Here is a 16,766-nt window from a genome sequence, read left to right on the forward strand (position 1 = left end):
CTTCATAAAGTGTTATGGAGAGTATATGCGGAAGAGCTAAAAGTATAAAATATTGCTTGTTTTTTGAGGGTGATTGGAATGTACTGGCAATCATTCTTACAAGAATTTAGTCAATACCAACTAGCATGCATGGAAGACAAAGTGAAAGCAACATTACCATCGCAGGTTCTTACCTCTGGCTGGTTAGGATTGCGTGGTGCAACGGAAGTACAAATCACAGCGCTGGAAACACGGCTAGGACAAAAGCTGCCTCCTTCATACCGTGCATTCCTTCTAGTCAGCAATGGTTGGCCTGGAGAGGGAATCTATGGTGGTATGAACACTTTGCTGATGGCTGAGCAGGTGGATTGGTTTATCAACCGCCATGCGGATTGGATTGAAACTTGGGGCAGCAACTACAATGATGTATCTATTCCTGATGAAATTTACTTCACATATGGCTCGATGCAGAATTCGGTTCACCTACGGGTTGAATATCTACTCAAAACCCTACAAATTAGTGATACAGACGGCGAACCGGGTCGGGTTTGGCTGCTAAATCCGCAAGTCATCTTTTCAGATGGCGAATGGGAGGCATGGGATTTTGCGAACTATTACCCAGGTGCCTATCGGTATCACTCATTTGCAGATTTGATGAAAGTGGAACTTATGTTTCTGGAAGCTCAAACGGATTAGTTAGCCTCGCAATATTTTGTAAAATCCATAGAGTGTCAATAGGGCAATACAGTTCAGTTAAGGATTGTTGGTACAAAAAATTAATCTGTAGAGACGCGAAATTTCGCGTCTCTACAAAGGATTATGGGCTTATCTGAACTGTATTGGTCAATAGGATTAAAAAAAGAGCCTGACTGAGGCTCCTTTTAAAAAATTGGCAATCAAATTTTGACTACTTCACAGTTACCTTACCGCCAGCTTCTTCTATACGCTTCTTAGCGTCTTCAGCAGCTTCCTTGGCAATAGCTTCCTTAACTGGCTTGGGTGCAGATTCTACCAAGTCTTTTGCTTCTTTGAGACCCAAACCGGTCAATTCCCGTACTATCTTCAGTACAGCAATCTTCTTATCAGCTGGGACAGATTCGAGAATCACGTCAAATTCGGTCTTCTCTTCTACGGGTTCAGCAGCAGCAGGTGCAGCACCAGGTGCAGCCATCATCATCATGCCACCAGCGGGCGCAGCAGCACTAACGCCGAAAGCTTCTTCAATTTGCTTCACCAACTCAGCTGCTTCCAGCAAAGTCAGAGATTTTAATTTTTCCAAAATTTCATCAGTTGCAGTAGACATCGATATAACTCCTGTAATGTGAATTTGTTGACAGTTATTAGTTAGTAGTTGGTTTTTAACCACTATCCACTATCCACTAACCACTAACTTCTTCGCCTTTTTCTTTATCGGCATATGCCTGCAAAGCACGAGCCAGTGAACCGGGAACCTCGTTGATACCGACGGCAATCTTGGTAGCCAAGGCGTTGATTGCTCCGGCAATTTGCGCCATGAGTTGTTCTTTGGATGGCAAATCGCCCAGCGCCTTGACATCCGGTTCTTTCAACAGGCGACCTTCCATTACGCCGCCGCGAAGTTCCGTCTTCTTAGTGGCTTTCTGGAAATCTTGGTAAGCCTTAATTGCAGCCGAGAAATCCTCTTGAACTAGCAAAAAGGCGGAAGAACCCTTGAGCAATTCCGACATGGGTTGCCATTTTTCATCATCTTGAATGGCAATACCCATCAGAGTATTTTTTGTGACTTTACAAGCAGTACCAGTTGGACGCAGTCGTCGCCGCAAATCTGTGATTTCAGCAACCGTTAGCCCTTGGTAGTCAATCACTAGTGCTAATTGCGACTGACTCAAAGATTCTTTGAGTTCAGCAACAATTGCTTTTTTATCTTCTATGGTTCTGCCCATACTTGTTTCACCTCCTTTAAAGGATTTGTTGTTTGTTGGTAGTTGATGGTTGGTGGTAATTTATTCCAAACAACAAACAACAAACAACCACCAACAATTAATAAACCCCAGCTGCGAAAGCCGGGGTTTAGCTTGAAGGTTAGGTTTTTAAACCACCTTACTCTTGATGCCAGAATACCTACACTAAATAGGAGTAGAGTTTCAAGCAATTCAAGTGCAAACCTCGGCAGGGTATTAAGCCAATGGCACCTGCTGTCTCCGGCTTTGCTATTTAATTGGGGATCGGGGATTAGGAATCGGGGATAGGGAATTTGTGTATTTTAGGTACTAGGGATCAGAATTTTTGGGAAAATTTTCTCCCCTATCCCTTATCCCCTATCCCTTATCACCTTTATGCTGCTGTTAATTTGAGATCGCGTAAGGCGTTGATATCGACTTTAATCGATGGCCCCATTGTGGCTGACACATACACTGTGCGCCAATAACGACCTTTAGCTCCCGAAGGACGGTTGCGGTCAATTGTTTCTTGCAAGGCCTTCAAGTTGACCAGCAAATCTTCCGGCGAAAATGACGCCTTACCAAACATAACATGGACGATACCGGTGCGATCGGCGCGGAATTCTAATTTACCAGCTTTGAATTCTGCGATCGCACTTGCTAGGTCAAATGTCACCGTCCCACCTTTGGGTGATGGCATCAAACCGCGAGGGCCAAGCAATTTACCAAGCTTTGCTACTTGCGGCATTACATCCGGTGTAGCAATCAGCTTGTCAAAGTCCATTCTGCCTTTTTGAATTTCGTCTATCAACTCTTCTGAGCCAACGACATCAGCACCTGCGTTGGTTGCTTCTGTGACTTTTTCCCCTCTGGCTATTACTGCCACCCGCACTGTTTGTCCTGTACCTTTGGGCAGTACTACCGTTGTTCGCAGTTGTTGGTCAGTGTATTTTGGATCAATTCCTAACCGAATATGTGCTTCAGCTGCTTCAGGAAACTTTGCTGTTGCCGTCTCTTTTAAAAGACTTAAAGCATCTAGGGGATCATACTCCCTATCTTCAACTTTTGCTAACAGCGCCTGCAAACGGCGCGATACTTTTTTTGTCATTTTTCTCTCCTGGGGTCGTTAGCGAGGTTTATTCTCTCCCCCGATAAAGTTTTGCTTGTTGTTGGTTGTTGATTGTTGGTTGTTGGTTGGTTATTTTCTTACTACCAACCACTAACTACTAACTACTAACCACCAATTAATCTGTTACAGTTACGCCCATATTTTTGGCAGTGCCTGCAATAATTTTCATTGCCGCTTCAATATCATTGGCATTGAGGTCAGGCATTTTAGTTTGAGCTATTTGCCGCAGTTGCTCCTGTGTAATCGATCCAACTTTCTTTTTGTTGGGTTCGCTGGAGCCTTTGTCTATTTTCGCTGCTTTGGTAATTAGTACCGATGCCGGTGGAGTCTTCAGTACAAAAGTAAAACTCCGGTCTTCATAGACCGAAATTTCTACTGGTATCACCGTGCCAGCTTGGTCTGCTGTTTTGGCGTTGTACTCTTTGCAGAACATCATGATATTGACGCCGTGCTGACCCAAGGCGGGCCCCACTGGCGGTGCTGGGTTGGCTTTCCCAGCATTTAGGGCCAGTTTAATGACCGCTACTACTTTTTTCGCCATTTGTGATTAGCTCTGTTTCTGAACCTGATTAAATTCCAATTCTACTGGTGTGTCTCGGCCAAAAATCGAAAGCAAGGCTTTGAGCTTACTCCGTTCTGGGCTGACTTCAATCACCTCGCCCTCAAAGTCCTTAAACGGACCAGAAAGCACGACTATCTTATCACCACTAGCCATGTCAATTTTGACAATTGGCTCTTGTTCGCTGGTCTGCTTGAAGATTCTTTCGACTTCTGTATGACTCAGCGGTACTGGCTTGACGTGACCGCGACCTTTGCCGCTGCCACGTTTTTGCTCTGCTCCCACGAAATTAATCACGTGGGAAGTATTCCGCACTACTTGCCAAGTATCATCATCCATGAACATCTTGACAAGCACATAGCCAGGGAAGACTTTTTCTTCTGTGTGCTGGCGACTGCCATCCTTACGGATTTTCACTGCTGGCGTGTGCGGAATCTCCACCTGAAGAATTTTATCAGCCACATCAAAGCTTTGGATGCGCTGTTCTAAGTTTGTTTTAACACGCTTTTCACAGCCAGAGGCTACTTGTACCGCATACCAGCGAGCTTCTGATGTTGCCGCTGTGTCTAAGCCGTCTTCTGGCTGCAAAGCCAAATTGTGTCCTTCGTCTGTTGCAGAAGTCATCCGAACACCTGTTGTGCTGCCCAAGTAAAGAATTTATCGACCAAGAAAATCAAAGATGCGGAGAGTGACACCATTAACAATACAGCTGCTGATTCACTCACTAGCTGTTTTCGACTTGGCCAAACCACTTTTTCAAACTCTTCTTTGATTCCCTGAAAGAAGTTTGCCAAGCTAAACCCATTGTTAGTCTCTTGCATTTCTGCTTCATTTTTTTTGGCCACGGTCGCTTGCTCCCCCCATTGCCTATATAGCTACTACCTGCTAATTTTCATCGATAACTACAGCTTTGGCTCAAACTTTGAGTTGCTTGAAAGAAAAAGCTGCAAATATAACAATTATACCCGAAATCAAATTTGCAAGTTGCGCTTTTGGCAACAGTTGCATTTGTTTCGGGTTATTATCTTACTGACAGCGCGCCCTGGAGGACTTGAACCCCCGACATCAGGTTTTGGAGACCTGCGTTCTACCAACTGAACTAAGAGCGCACAAGCTGTCTTGGATTCAGTTATTATGTTGAACTTTTGCTAGTTTAACACAATTTGGTGTTTATTGTTAACTTTATTTTATTCGAGGAGATTAGCGGCTGATGCCGCTTTATGTTTGAGTTTTTCTCCCATACTCTACTTATTATCTATCACAAAGCACGGTCAAAGCGTTGCTTAATCCGGGTAGCTTTGCCAACGCGGTTGCGTAGATAATAAAGTTTAGCACGCCGTACTTTACCACGACGTATGACTTTGATGCTGTCAATTCGGGGTGAGTGAAGAAGAAACACTCGCTCGACGCCGACGCCCTGAAATACGCGGCGGACTGTAATTGTTTCATTAATACCACCATTGCGTTTAGCAATCACAACTCCTTCGTAGGGTTGTACGCGGTACTTATCTCCTTCCTTGATTTTTACTCCGACTTTCACAGTATCGCCCACATATATTAGGGGCAGATTAGATTTTAGCTGTTCCGCTTCAATAGAGCGGATGATCTCTTGAGCGTTCATAAGTCAATAAAAAACTCACAATCATCAATAATAAATCTACAACCGTCTTTCAGTCTACTAAATTCTAACTGATGACGTTTCCGGTACTTTTGTCGTCAAATAGAAGATGTATTTAAGAAGGGCGTGCCACAGGTGTGAGTGTTATGAAATTTAGCGTCGTCATTACGACCTACAACCGCTTAAGTCTGCTCAAAAGAGCGATTAACTCTGCTTTGAACCAGACAATTACAACTGAAGTGGTTGTTGCCGATGATTGTTCTTTTGATGGCACGCAAGAGTATGTAAATAGTTTAGCCCAAAAGCTATCACTAAGTGGAGACTATCGTCTTGTCTACCATCGCAATGAGGTTAACTCTGGTCATTCGGCAACGGTAAATGCTGGGATTGCTAGGGCTAGCGGTGACTGGGTTAAATTTTTGGATGATGACGACTATCTTGCTCCCAATTGTCTCGAAGAAATGGCAAGGGCGATCGCACTTCATCCCCAAGCTGCCCTCTGTTCCTGCATAGCTGCCCAGGTGAATGAACAAGAAGTTGAACTCTATCGCACGCCGCAAATAGGCCCCGGCTTAGCTTTTTACATCCCACAAGCTGATATTCACTATGGTATGCTGCTAGAGCTTCTTCCCTTTGGCACGCCCGTACAAGTTGCTTGCCGTCGTGATGTGTTTTTGCAAACCGGCGGTTGGGATTCTAAATTTGATGCTAACTGTGATGATATTGATTCTTGGATTCACATTGCTAAGTTTGGCGATGCGATTTTCCTCAATCAGTGCCTTGCTTACCGAACCATGTGGCAAGGTGCTTACAATTACAAGTTTTCTCTATCTCGACGCTTAGATACGAATATCTTAATGAAGGAGAAGATTTACGCTTTCGTTGATGAAAAGCACCGCTTCCACGTCCCTGAGTTGGAGGATATTAAAAATTATTTAAAATTACATTGGTCTATAGTAGCTATTAAGCAAAGAAACTTCCAGAATTTGATTAATATATTATTTCCCTCTATATTTTCCTGGAAAGCTTGGCAGCTTTTGTTTAATGCTGCTTTAGCGCGTCGCTTCACTCACCATAACACTCATATTCGTAAATACGTGTTGATTGAGTTATAATTTTCAACTTAGTTTGTATATAAAAATCTATTTATCTATTTATTGATTATGCGAATAATACATATCTTAAATGAAGTTCAAGAAATCGGTAACGGTATTGTAAATGTAGCTGTGGATCTTGCTTGTTTACAAGCAAAAAGCGGTCATGAGGTAGCGGTACTTTCAGGTGGTGGAGAATACGAAACATTATTGGCAAATTATGGCGTCAAACACTACCAACTCGATCAGACAAGGAAACCGATCAATCTGATCAAAGCGGCTAGAAGTTACCGAGCAATTGTGCAAGAGTTTCAGCCAGATATGGTTCATGCCCATATGATGACTGGAGTAGTATTAGCAGCACTACTCAGAAAAAAGGGTGGGTATGGTTTAGTTTCCACAGTACATAACGAATTTCAACGATCCAGTATATTTATGGGTTTAGCTGACCGAGTCATTGCTGTCAGCAAAGCAGTTGCCGAGGCGATGACGCGGCGCGGTATATCTCAAGCAAAGTTGCGAGTAGTATGTAATGGTACTCTTGGCAGTCCCCGCAGCCGTCCACTACAAGAATATGAACCCTTACCTTTGCAACGCCCAGCGATCGCCACTGTGGCGGGAATGTATCATCGTAAAGGTATTACCGAGTTAATTGCAGCTTTTGAGCAAATAGGCTCAGATTTTCCCGAAGCGCATTTATATATAGTAGGAAACGGGCCCGATCGCCATGAGTTTGAGGCACAGGCAAGTAAAACTGCGGTCAGTTCGCGCATTCATTTTGAAGGCTTTCAACCTCAACCCCAGCGTTATTTGTTAGCTTGTGACATATTTGTCCTCGCTTCTCATCGCGAACCCTTCGGTTTGGTACTTTCAGAAGCCCGCGAAGCAGGTTGCGCTATTATTGCCACAGATGTAGATGGCATTCCCGAAGCACTGGACAATGGACAAGCTGGTCTTTTAGTACCAGCAAAAGATAGCAATGCCCTAGCAGCAGCACTAGTACAATTATTGAACGATCCCAATACGCTACAAGAGTGGAAAGCAAAGGCACATCAAAATCTAGAATGGTTGAATGTTGCCCGCGTTCATCAAGAAACACTGGCAGTGTATCGAGAGTTATTTCCCGAGGAATAACGACACTCCAACGACAATTATTTAAATATTTGTAATATTTAATACCCAATTTCTGTGTTACTTGATGATGACAAGTATCTAAGTATCCAGTGATTACAACGATTGGTAAACCAAAGCTTACGGAAAACTACCAGAAATAAACTAGTTTCAGTCTAGTCAAATCACAAGATAAACATTTATAAACTCAGTTCACAAAAAATTTATAAAAATCTTTACTTTTTCTTCTTTTTTCCTTCTATAGTTTAATAGTCAACAATAGTTGTATGACGGCGTTGCTGATTTGAGGTATGAATCTAAGTGTAGAGACGCGAAATTTCGCGTCTCTACAAGGGTTTTGGAATCACACCAAATCATTTTCATACATGGATTCAGCAACGCCTTTATGACAAATACTTAGCTTTTTACCTGTATACAATCAGTCTTAAAGCTGTTTAGTATACTTTTGCTGTTATTTTAGTGTTTAAAAACTAACTATATTTTTTCCGGTTATTCTGTAAATAATTACTATTTTGTATGTAATGTTAATTACTTTTAACTGGGCAAGGGAGTTGCCTTAATGAGTAATGCATTTCTGCGCTTGATTTCCGGTAGCGAAGAATACTCTTACTCGCTACTGACTGCTGGTGAGGTTGTATTGGGGCGCGACCCCAACAGTTGTCAAATTGTGCTAGATTCCAACCATTATGGGATGGTTTCGCGACGTCATGCGACTATTCGCCCATCCAAAACGCCAGATGGCAGAACTAGCTTTATACTTTACGATCTCAGTAGTGCAAATGGAACGTATTTAAACGGACAGCTTTTACAGGGTTGTCAGGAATTGCACGTAGGCGATCGCATTACTCTCGGCAATAATGGGCCGGAATTTTTCTTTGAATATCAGTACAAGTATCAATACAATTCTCAATCATTAGGAATAACACAGCCAGCATCTACACCAACTACAGCAGCAGTAAACTCTTCGGCATCATCTTTTAGCACTAACGATCATACTAGCTTGTCGCTGTTGATACCGCTTTTGTCTTCACCAACAGATTTAACTCGCAAAGCCTACCTAGTACCAGGAATGATCACCGTAGTATTCGTGGTACTGCTATTTTTTGCTCAAGGTTTTTCATATCAAATACTACTGGGAGCTTACCTAGCTAGTGCTAGCTTGTATGTTATATACCAATTGTGCGGCAAACCCAAGCCTTGGTGGGTGCTAGCTTCTTCTGCTCTCACTACTATGACGATTTTAGCTAGTCCTGTACTTAATATATTGATATTGGTGTTTCGCGGCATTTTACCGGGAAGCGTACCAGAAGATACTAGTAGCATCAGCTTTCCAGAGTTGTTTATTCGCTACTTTCTTGGTGCAGGGATGCTGGAAGAATTGCTGAAAGCCTTACCTATAATTGGATTTTATCTGTTGGGAAAGTCTCTGAGATCTTCAAGAAGGGAACGTATCGGTGTTTGGGAACCCCTAGATGGAATTTTACTAGGATCGGCTTCTGCGGCTGGCTTCACCTTGTTTGAAACACTAGGTCAATACGTGCCTGGTAGAATCGCAGAAGTGGCCCAAGAAATGGGAACGGAAGCAGGTTTCGGCGCAGGGTTGCAGTTGCTGATTCCGCGCATTTTAGGTGAAGTAGCAGGACACATGGCTTGGAGTGGTTGGTTGGGATATTGTATAGGCTTAAGCATCCTCAAGCCGCGTCTAGCTTCGCGAATTCTGCCAATAGGTTATTTTAGCGCCGCCGGACTCCACGGTTTGTGGAACAGCTGCGCGGGACTTGCAGACTCTCTGGGAGTTTTTGTCTTAGGGTTATTGGTGATCGTTGGAGGAATATCTTACACCTTGTTGGCAACAGCAATTGTCAAAGCCCGTAGTTTGTCGCCAACGCGATCGCAAAATTTCGCTACTCGTTTTTTTCAGAAATGACTAGAACTTTGCTCACACTATTCCCACACAGATTGTAAATTTAAAACAAATCCAGGCAAAATATCTTCTCCCGATAAACTACCAGGAAACTCTAACACTTCTACTGGTTTTCCTTGTCGATAGATTTCGACGCAGCCAGTTTTCCTATCAATTAACCAGCCAAGTTTTACTCCCGAATCAATGTATTCTTGCATCTTCTGTTGCGTTGCTTTCAAGCTATCACTAGGTGACATTAACTCTAAAACAAAATCGGGAGCAATAGGAGGAAATTTTTCTCTTTGTTCAAGAGTGAGTGCATTCCATCTATCCTGTTTTATCCAAGCAACATCGGGAGAACGATCTGCACCATTAGGGAGTTTAAAGCAAGTAGAGGAGTCAAAGACTTCACCAAGTTGAGTTTGTTCATTCCAGAGAACAAATCGAGCAGTTAATTTAGCATTGCGTCTTCCCGTTTCTCCCCCAGTGGGTGACATGATAACTATTTCTCCCGAAGCATTACGCTCAAACTTAATATCAGGATTATCCCGACACAGTTGATAAAATTGGTCGTCGGTTAATTTGATGATGTTGTTGAAGTTGAGAGTAATGGCAGTCATAGTGTTTTGACATTATCAAAAATGCAGCTAGCTGTACTTTAAGTTTAGATTTTCCTAAACATACCCAACCGCATTAATATACGCTTCGCCCATTTCCACGACACCACATCATGCAGCAGAGTATAAAAACAGGGAATAATAAACAGCGTTAACAGTGTTGCCAAAGACAATCCCGAAAACACTACAATACCCAACGGTTGCAGAAATTCTGAACCTTCCCCAATTCCCAAAGCTAAGGGGAACATGCCTAGAACCGTGGTAATTGTAGTCATCAGGACTGGGCGTAAACGTTGAGGAGCAGCTTGCAAAATTGCCGTTTGACGATCAACGCCTTTGTGTTCTCGAAGTTGATTTGCCAGTTCCACCATAATGATGGCGTTGTTAACTACAATACCCACAAGTAAAACCGCACCGACAATTACAGTTGCACCAATGGCAGTTTTAGTAACATATAGCCCAAAAATTCCCCCAGCTAATGCCAATGGTATTGTAAACATAATTACTAGTGGGTCAATCAGTGAATTATATTGCACTGCCATGACCACGAAAACTAAAAAGCTTGCTAATCCCCCTAACAACCACAGAGAGTTTTGTAATTGCCGATTGGATTCCGCTGTCGAACTGGGTAGGACGGTAACACCTTGAGGCAATTTTAAGCTATTCAATACTTCATTCACCTGTGCTTGGGCGTCACTGAGATTTGCCCCTTCAGTCAAATTACCAGCGATAATGAAAACCTGACGTTGGTTGATGCGCTGAATCTCTCCAGGGGCTTGAGCATCGACAATACTTGCTACGTCACTAAGGCGTACCTGACGATTATTCTCCACAAATAAGGGTAATCTCTCCAGTTGGGAGGGCGATCGCACAGATTCTTCATTTAATTGCACCCGCACATCCACAAGACGATTTTCCCGTTGCAGCTGTGTGGGTACACTTCCTTGAATTGCAGTCGCAATCGTGTCACCAATTTCTCTTGCAGTCAAACCCAAAGCTGCAACCCTTTCCCAATCTGGACGGATTTGAATTTCGGGTTGACGCGGATCGGCATCGGGACGAAATCTGGCTAAGGTGACTTTTTCTTCTAGGCTTGCCAGCAATTGCTGTCCAGCTTGTTGTAGAGTGTCTGCGTCATTTCCTTGCAGAACTATGTCAACATCAGCACCACGAGTGGGAGAGTTGGTGAGAATTAAACCCCGTACTTGACCAGGAGCTAAACGCAAGCGAATACCTGCTAAATTTAGTTTGTTAAATTCTTGAGTGACTCGTTCAACATAGGCTTCTATATCAGAATCAGGTTTGAGAGTAATAGTGCTGGAACTCCGCAGCGGATTTTCAGTGGTGTTGCTGCCAAATAAAAAACCGCCGATGCTGGAAAATACGTACTCTGTTTCTGGCTGGCGGCGGAGAATGTCATCAACCGCAGCCATGACTTTTTGATTATTTTCTAAAGGTGTACCGGGAGGAAACTGAGCAAATAAGCTAGCTTGTCCGGTGTTGATGCGGGGTAGAATTTCTTGGGGAATGTGTGGTGCTATCCACAAACTACCACCACCTAACAGGGCAATTGCGATCGCCACAGCTAACAAGCGAAAACGCAATACTTTACTCAAAAAAGTACCGTATCCTCTAGTTGCAGCATCAAAGCGGCGATTAAACTTCCGTAAGAACCAGAAATCACTCAGGCCACTGGAAATACGCCATGACAACATCCGGGAAGTGAGCATCGGTACTACTGTTACCGCAATTAAGATAGAAGCGGCGACAGCAAAGCTGATGGTGAGAATTAATTCATTGAATAGCAGCGAGATAAAGCCGCCAATAAGCAAAAACGGCAACACGGCTACTAGGTTGGTGCTAGTAGAAGCCACCAAAGCTGATTCTACTTCTTGGCTGCTTTGTTCTGCCTGTCTAATTAATTGCCACGGACTCAAGTGGGTTCTCGTATCTTTGCCGGGAGTCATACCCGCACCCTCGGCAATATTCTCCAACATGACGATGGAGTTATCTACCACAATACCTACACCCAATGCCAAACCGCCCAAGCTGAAAATATTCAGCGATAAGCCAAATAAACCCATGAAAATAATGGCAGCAAGGGTTGCGAGAGGAATGGCAATCACAATGATCAGAGTTTGCCGCAACGAACCGAGAAATAAAAGGACGGCGATCGCTGCCAATGCTGCTCCGATCAAACCGGAACTAGTAACATTGGCAATAGAATTACTGATAAACCGTGATTCATCTAAGGTAGGTGTGAGAACTGTTCCCTCAGGAATAACACCAGATTTTCTCAATTCTTCTATTCGCTTTTTTACTCCATCGACAACATCAATTGTGTTGGCATCTGGCTGCTTTTGGATGCTGACTTTTACCGCTGGTTCCCCGTTAAGTAAGACGAATAGGCGTTGTTTTTCTGTACCATCAATGACTTCAGCAAAGTCACGTAGATAGATGCGACTGGGAGGAGTGGGAGAGGGGGAGACAGGGAGAGTGGAGGAAGTGGAAGAAGTGGGGGAAGATGAGGAGACTTCAAAAGAAAGATTGCGGATTTCATCAGCGGTTTGGAAGCGTCCGACAGTGCGGGTGAGAGGTTCGGAATTTTGTCCAAAAATTCGACCACCAGAGATATCTTGGTTCCGATTTGTCAGTTCATTAAGTACATCTGTTAAACCAACACCCAATGCTTGTAAGCGATCTAAATCTATATTTAGCCTGACTTCTTCTTGTACTCCTCCCGATACGTCTACCCCCGCTACTCCTGACACCACACTTAGTTCACGAACTAGTTCTTCTTCGGCAAATACCCGCAAATCAACACCTTTTAATGAAGGTGAAGTTAATGCCAATTCGTAAATAGGTGATTGAGAAGGGTCAAATTTAAAGATACGAGGTTCTTCTATCGTGTCTGGTAAATTACTTCTGGCTCTATTAAATGCAGCTGTGGCATCATTGAGGGCTTGGTCAATATTACCTCCCGGTTGAAAGAACAAATCCAAATTTATCTGTCCTTCGCGGGTTTGAGAAAAAATTTGCACCACGCCCTCTGTAGCAGCAAAAGCTTCTTCCAGTGGCTTAGTGACTTCGTCTACCGCTACCTCTGGTGAAACTCCAGGGGCTTCGATTCGCACACCAATCCGGGGATAGGTAATTGATGGCAGTAAATCTACTGGCAGTTTAGTAATAAAAAATATGCCCATTACAATCACTGCCAAGGTTAGCATCAGTGTGCCGATGTGTTGGCGGATAGCGAGGGCGCTGACACTAAATCCCCCACCCTGTTTTGTTGCCTGCATCTTTCTAATTCAAGATAAATAAATGTTCTTGTGGTGGCTGTTGGTAGTTAGTTGTTGGTTGTTGTACCCTGCGGGAAGCCGCTGGCGCGTCTATGGAACGATCAACTACCAACAATCAACTACCAACTATTTAGGAGTGGAATCTAATTTTTCAGAAAGTATCGAAAGACTTACGGCATCCCGATCTCGTAAAGGCTTGCCACTCCGCACTACATACGATTCACCCGGTTCCAAGCCAGATATAATTTCCACTTTGCCATCAGCACGTTTACCTAGCGTTACGGATCTGGCAGCAACCGTTGTTTTATCTCCTCCCCGTACCACCACAAACACTTTGCCCTGATTATTTTCGATCTTGGATTCTGGATTTTGGTTAGGGCTTTCTCCCTCTCTTCCCTGAATGGCTGTTAACGGCACTACCACTCGTTCTTGTCCTCTATTAGCAAAATTCACTCTTGCATACAGCCCACTAGTAATTTTACTGTCCCTATTGGGAATCACTATTTCTATCGGCACTAAGTAAGTATTAGCTGCTGGGGTAATGCGCGTTATCGTGCCAACGTAGGTGTTGTTAGGAAAAGCATCTAGCTTCACTTCTACGGACTGTCCCACTCGAATATTTGCCAGTTCTTTATCAGAAACTTCAAATTCCACTTTTATACGGCTAAAATCACCGATTTTCAATATTTCATTACCTGGTTGCAGCAGATCTCCCGGTTCTGGCACTTTGTCTAAAACTGCACCAGCGATGGGGGATGCGATCCTAGAATAGGATCTGCGCTCTTTTGCTTGCGCCACTAACGCTTGTTGAGCAGTTAATCTACCTTTGGCAGCAGCAACGGCTTCCTCTTCTGTACGCACTTGCTCTTGGGCAGCACGTAATGCTTGTGCAGCGGTTTGGGCATTGGTGCGCGCTTGTTCGGCTGCTTGTTGCGAAATCGCACCTTCTTTCAACAGTTTCTCCTGCCTGTTTGCATCCGAAAGCGCTTGCGCTACCTGCAATCGCGCCTGTTCTACCTCAACACGGGCATTACTGGCTTGAGCATTTGCTCTGGCTACTTCCGATCTAAGTGCTGCTAGTTCTGCTTCGGCTTGATTTAATTCTGTTTTCAGGATTGTATCGTCAACCTGTCCGATAATTTGTCCTAGTCTGAGGGTATCTCCCTCATCTACATTCAATGCTACAAGGCGTCCTTCTACCTGCGATCGCAGCGATACTTCGCGGAATGGTTTGGTAATGCCTCTATATTCTAATTGTTGTTGCAAACCACTCTCACGGGCGATTGCTACATCTACAGGTGTTGCACCACCCGCTTGTCCAGCCGCACCACGACGTTCTTGTTGAGCTTCAGCTGATTCTTTGGGAAGTGAACCGCAACTTCCCATCAGCAGTCCAAGACTTGATAAAAAAGCTAGCAATAAGATTGATGAACACGATGAGAAGGAATGATTTTTGATTATTTTACGCGGCTGATTTCCGTTCCAAATCATTACTATTTTGCTCCTAGGCAGTTTTGGCTATGACACCCGTTTATTAACAACCAGTCACGATGGATATCATGAATATCACTTGGGCTATAGATATAAGGGAAAAGTTCCCTAAAAAAAGAGATAAAGTGTAAGTTTTATTTCATTATTTATCACAATTTTTTGTATAAAAAACTACTATTTATTTTATAGAGAAGAGCGAGCATAATGCTAAGTATGCTGATTTATCAAGGCTTAAATGTGAACTGATGCAATTATTTATTTAGTATAAATTTTTATGGCTGATTTTGTCTCTACTTATAGACATAGGAGTTGTAATCGCTGAAAATAAGCCTTTTTGTAGTTGGCTTCAACCTAACAGAAGTAATCAAAATAATTAGAAAGAAGAATTGAACATACTATCACTCCTAGTTGTTTTTATCTTTATCCTAGAGACTATACCTAGGAGGTACATGAGGAGAAAGTCATGTGTACACCCATGACTTAAGTCATGTGTTTACCATGTCAAATGTGATGAATTCATATTTTCTTTTCTAAAGGAACAAAAGAGTTATTTATTTACAACGCTGTAGCAAAACTACCAGTAATTCTTATAATATTTAGTTTATATTAAGAAAGGTAAAATTATTGGAAATAACGGACACACATAATGTATGTCCCCTTGTAAGCAGTTGTAACTTTACTTTACGCGAGGAAGGCTAACAGTGACATCACCACTTGTACAAACTACTGACGAATCTCTACTCGCGGAATTTTTCCAAGCATCAGTGGGTAAATGGCGCTCTGAGAGGCGTTATTATACCCTGCCGGAAGGAGAAACAAAAGTGATGGAGAGTTTAATTACGATCCGGTTTTTAGAACAGGGATGTGATGAATTGCAAAAGCTAGCTCAAATGCACGGTTTGCCTGCTACAGTGAATTTGACCTGTGGTGCTGAAGTAACTTGGGAAAGTACTAATTCGATTTCAGGCAGGAAAGAATCAAACGGGAAAACCATATTTGGAGCTTTAGGAAGTGTATTGTATCGCGATCGCGGTTTCGCCACAACTAAGCCAGTTACCGCCCAGTATTACTTCCCCAATCCCAAAACCCTATGTTTGCGAACTGAGTACAATGGCTCTGTATTTGAGGAAGAGTTAAAGCTAGTCGGCAGCAAGTATCGAACACGACAGACAATTATCTCTCGTGCTGGCGAACAGTTGATGATTGGTCAGTATTTGGAAAAAAGGATTTAGATAGCTCCTATAGAATTGTTATGGGGGCAAAGCCATCTCGCGTAAAGACTTGGATTGTTTGTTTTATTTGGTTCCTTGTAGTAGTTGGAATCACAATACTTTATATTTACCCCTCGATTAGTTGCAAGCTATGGACGAACCAACAGGGTTGTGAAATCAATGAGTGGAGGATACGCAATGAACCACCATGACTACTCCCTTCCCATCACAAAACTACCTAATTCATCTCACAACTGTAACTCAAACCCAGGCAAAACCTCTTCACCAGAAAGTATGGCTGGGAGTTGAACCACCTTTGCAGGTTGTCCAAGTTTGTAAATTTCTACCTGCCCATCTTGAGGATTAATCAGCCAGCCTAAGCGCAAACCATTTTCTACATACTCCTGCATCTTATCTTGCAAGGATTTGAGACTGTCAGTTTCAGACCGCAATTCAATCACAAAGTCAGGCATCAGTGGGGGAAATTTTTTGCGTTCTTCTGGAGTCAGTGCTTCCCAACGCTCCAATTTTACCCAAGCAGCATCGGGCGATCGCTGTGCCCCATTGGGCAGTTTAAATATAGTAGAGGAGCTGAAAACTTTTCCTAATCGAGTTTGGCGGTTCCAGTTATTCAAATCAGTAATCAAATCTGCTTCTTGTCCTCCGCTTTCTCCTCCCACTGGTGGCACTATAATCAATTCTCCTTTTGCATTCATTTCTAGGTTCAAATCTCTGTTCGCCATGCAGAGTTGATAAAATTGCTCATCCGTAAGATGCATAATAGGCTCTAGGTTTAGCACAACAGTATTCATATAA

Annotated in this window: 16 protein-coding genes, 1 tRNA gene and 1 other annotated feature; of the genes, 5 read left to right on the forward strand and 12 right to left on the reverse strand. The window is 43.2% G+C overall.

The window, feature by feature from the left end; all coding sequences use genetic code 11:
• The first annotated feature begins 78 nt into the window (after positions 1-78).
• Entirely contained in the window at positions 79-675 is a 597-nt protein-coding gene (locus FIS9605_RS0134700; protein ID WP_035140782.1) for an SMI1/KNR4 family protein, read from the forward strand.
• A 211-nt stretch (positions 676-886) separates the two neighbouring features.
• On the opposite strand, the gene rplL is transcribed toward FIS9605_RS0134700, so the two are convergent.
• The 8 genes from rplL to rplS form a co-directional block, all read right to left on the reverse strand.
• Positions 887-1,282: a 50S ribosomal protein L7/L12 gene (gene rplL / locus FIS9605_RS0134705; protein WP_026736572.1), complete on the reverse strand. Its 396-nt coding sequence runs from the start codon at positions 1,280-1,282 to the stop codon at positions 887-889.
• A gap of 76 nt (positions 1,283-1,358) precedes the next feature.
• Positions 1,359-1,901, reverse strand: a complete 543-nt coding sequence (gene rplJ, locus FIS9605_RS0134710) for a 50S ribosomal protein L10 (protein WP_026736573.1) — start codon at positions 1,899-1,901, stop codon at positions 1,359-1,361.
• Between the two features lie 90 nt (positions 1,902-1,991).
• Positions 1,992-2,181: a sequence feature (ribosomal protein L10 leader region), on the reverse strand.
• Positions 2,182-2,292: 111 nt separating this feature from the next.
• Entirely contained in the window at positions 2,293-3,006 is a 714-nt protein-coding gene (gene rplA, locus FIS9605_RS0134720) for a 50S ribosomal protein L1 (RefSeq protein ID WP_026736575.1), read from the reverse strand.
• 136 nt (positions 3,007-3,142) lie between these two features.
• Complete coding sequence (gene rplK, locus FIS9605_RS42110) at positions 3,143-3,568, reverse strand: 50S ribosomal protein L11 (RefSeq protein WP_026736576.1); 426 nt, start codon at positions 3,566-3,568, stop codon at positions 3,143-3,145.
• Positions 3,569-3,574: 6 nt separating this feature from the next.
• A complete protein-coding gene (gene nusG, locus FIS9605_RS42115; RefSeq protein WP_026736577.1) occupies positions 3,575-4,210 on the reverse strand; it encodes a transcription termination/antitermination protein NusG in 636 nt (211 codons plus the stop codon).
• Positions 4,207-4,431, reverse strand: a complete 225-nt coding sequence (gene secE, locus FIS9605_RS0134735; RefSeq protein ID WP_026736578.1) for a preprotein translocase subunit SecE — start codon at positions 4,429-4,431, stop codon at positions 4,207-4,209. Before secE ends, nusG begins: the two co-directional genes overlap by 4 nt.
• Before the next feature lie 191 nt (positions 4,432-4,622).
• Positions 4,623-4,695: transfer RNA gene (locus FIS9605_RS0134745), tRNA-Trp, on the reverse strand.
• 149 nt (positions 4,696-4,844) lie between these two features.
• Complete coding sequence (gene rplS / locus FIS9605_RS0134750) at positions 4,845-5,207, reverse strand: 50S ribosomal protein L19 (protein ID WP_026736579.1); 363 nt, start codon at positions 5,205-5,207, stop codon at positions 4,845-4,847.
• 143 nt (positions 5,208-5,350) lie between these two features.
• On the opposite strand from rplS, the gene FIS9605_RS0134755 reads away from it, so the two are divergent.
• The 3 genes from FIS9605_RS0134755 to FIS9605_RS0134765 all read left to right on the forward strand — a co-directional run bounded on the left by FIS9605_RS0134755 (position 5,351) and on the right by FIS9605_RS0134765 (position 9,356).
• On the forward strand, positions 5,351-6,319 hold the full coding sequence (locus FIS9605_RS0134755) for a glycosyltransferase family 2 protein (protein ID WP_026736580.1): 969 nt from the start codon (positions 5,351-5,353) through the stop codon (positions 6,317-6,319).
• A gap of 48 nt (positions 6,320-6,367) precedes the next feature.
• A complete protein-coding gene (locus tag FIS9605_RS0134760) occupies positions 6,368-7,432 on the forward strand; it encodes a glycosyltransferase family 4 protein (RefSeq protein ID WP_026736581.1) in 1,065 nt (354 codons plus the stop codon).
• A 556-nt stretch (positions 7,433-7,988) separates the two neighbouring features.
• Positions 7,989-9,356, forward strand: coding sequence for a PrsW family glutamic-type intramembrane protease (locus tag FIS9605_RS0134765; RefSeq protein WP_026736582.1), 1,368 nt, complete (start codon positions 7,989-7,991; stop codon positions 9,354-9,356).
• A 17-nt stretch (positions 9,357-9,373) separates the two neighbouring features.
• Here the strand turns inward: FIS9605_RS0134765 and FIS9605_RS0134770 are convergent, their stop codons facing one another.
• From FIS9605_RS0134770 to FIS9605_RS0134780, 3 genes are all read right to left on the reverse strand, one after another.
• Positions 9,374-9,952 (reverse strand): Uma2 family endonuclease, encoded by a 579-nt coding sequence (locus FIS9605_RS0134770; RefSeq protein WP_026736583.1) that lies wholly within the window; start codon positions 9,950-9,952, stop codon positions 9,374-9,376.
• 44 nt (positions 9,953-9,996) lie between these two features.
• Positions 9,997-13,248 (reverse strand): efflux RND transporter permease subunit, encoded by a 3,252-nt coding sequence (locus FIS9605_RS0134775; RefSeq protein ID WP_026736584.1) that lies wholly within the window; start codon positions 13,246-13,248, stop codon positions 9,997-9,999.
• Positions 13,249-13,374: 126 nt separating this feature from the next.
• Positions 13,375-14,739 (reverse strand): efflux RND transporter periplasmic adaptor subunit, encoded by a 1,365-nt coding sequence (locus FIS9605_RS0134780; protein ID WP_026736585.1) that lies wholly within the window; start codon positions 14,737-14,739, stop codon positions 13,375-13,377.
• A gap of 701 nt (positions 14,740-15,440) precedes the next feature.
• Here FIS9605_RS0134780 and FIS9605_RS0134785 point away from each other — a divergent pair.
• Complete coding sequence (locus FIS9605_RS0134785) at positions 15,441-15,971, forward strand: phycobiliprotein lyase (protein WP_026736586.1); 531 nt, start codon at positions 15,441-15,443, stop codon at positions 15,969-15,971.
• Positions 15,972-16,198: 227 nt separating this feature from the next.
• Here the strand turns inward: FIS9605_RS0134785 and FIS9605_RS0134790 are convergent, their stop codons facing one another.
• Entirely contained in the window at positions 16,199-16,762 is a 564-nt protein-coding gene (locus tag FIS9605_RS0134790; protein ID WP_026736587.1) for a Uma2 family endonuclease, read from the reverse strand.
• Positions 16,763-16,766: the final 4 nt, after the last annotated feature.

This window comes from Fischerella sp. PCC 9605, assembly GCF_000517105.1.
Taxonomy (GTDB): domain Bacteria; phylum Cyanobacteriota; class Cyanobacteriia; order Cyanobacteriales; family Nostocaceae; genus PCC9605.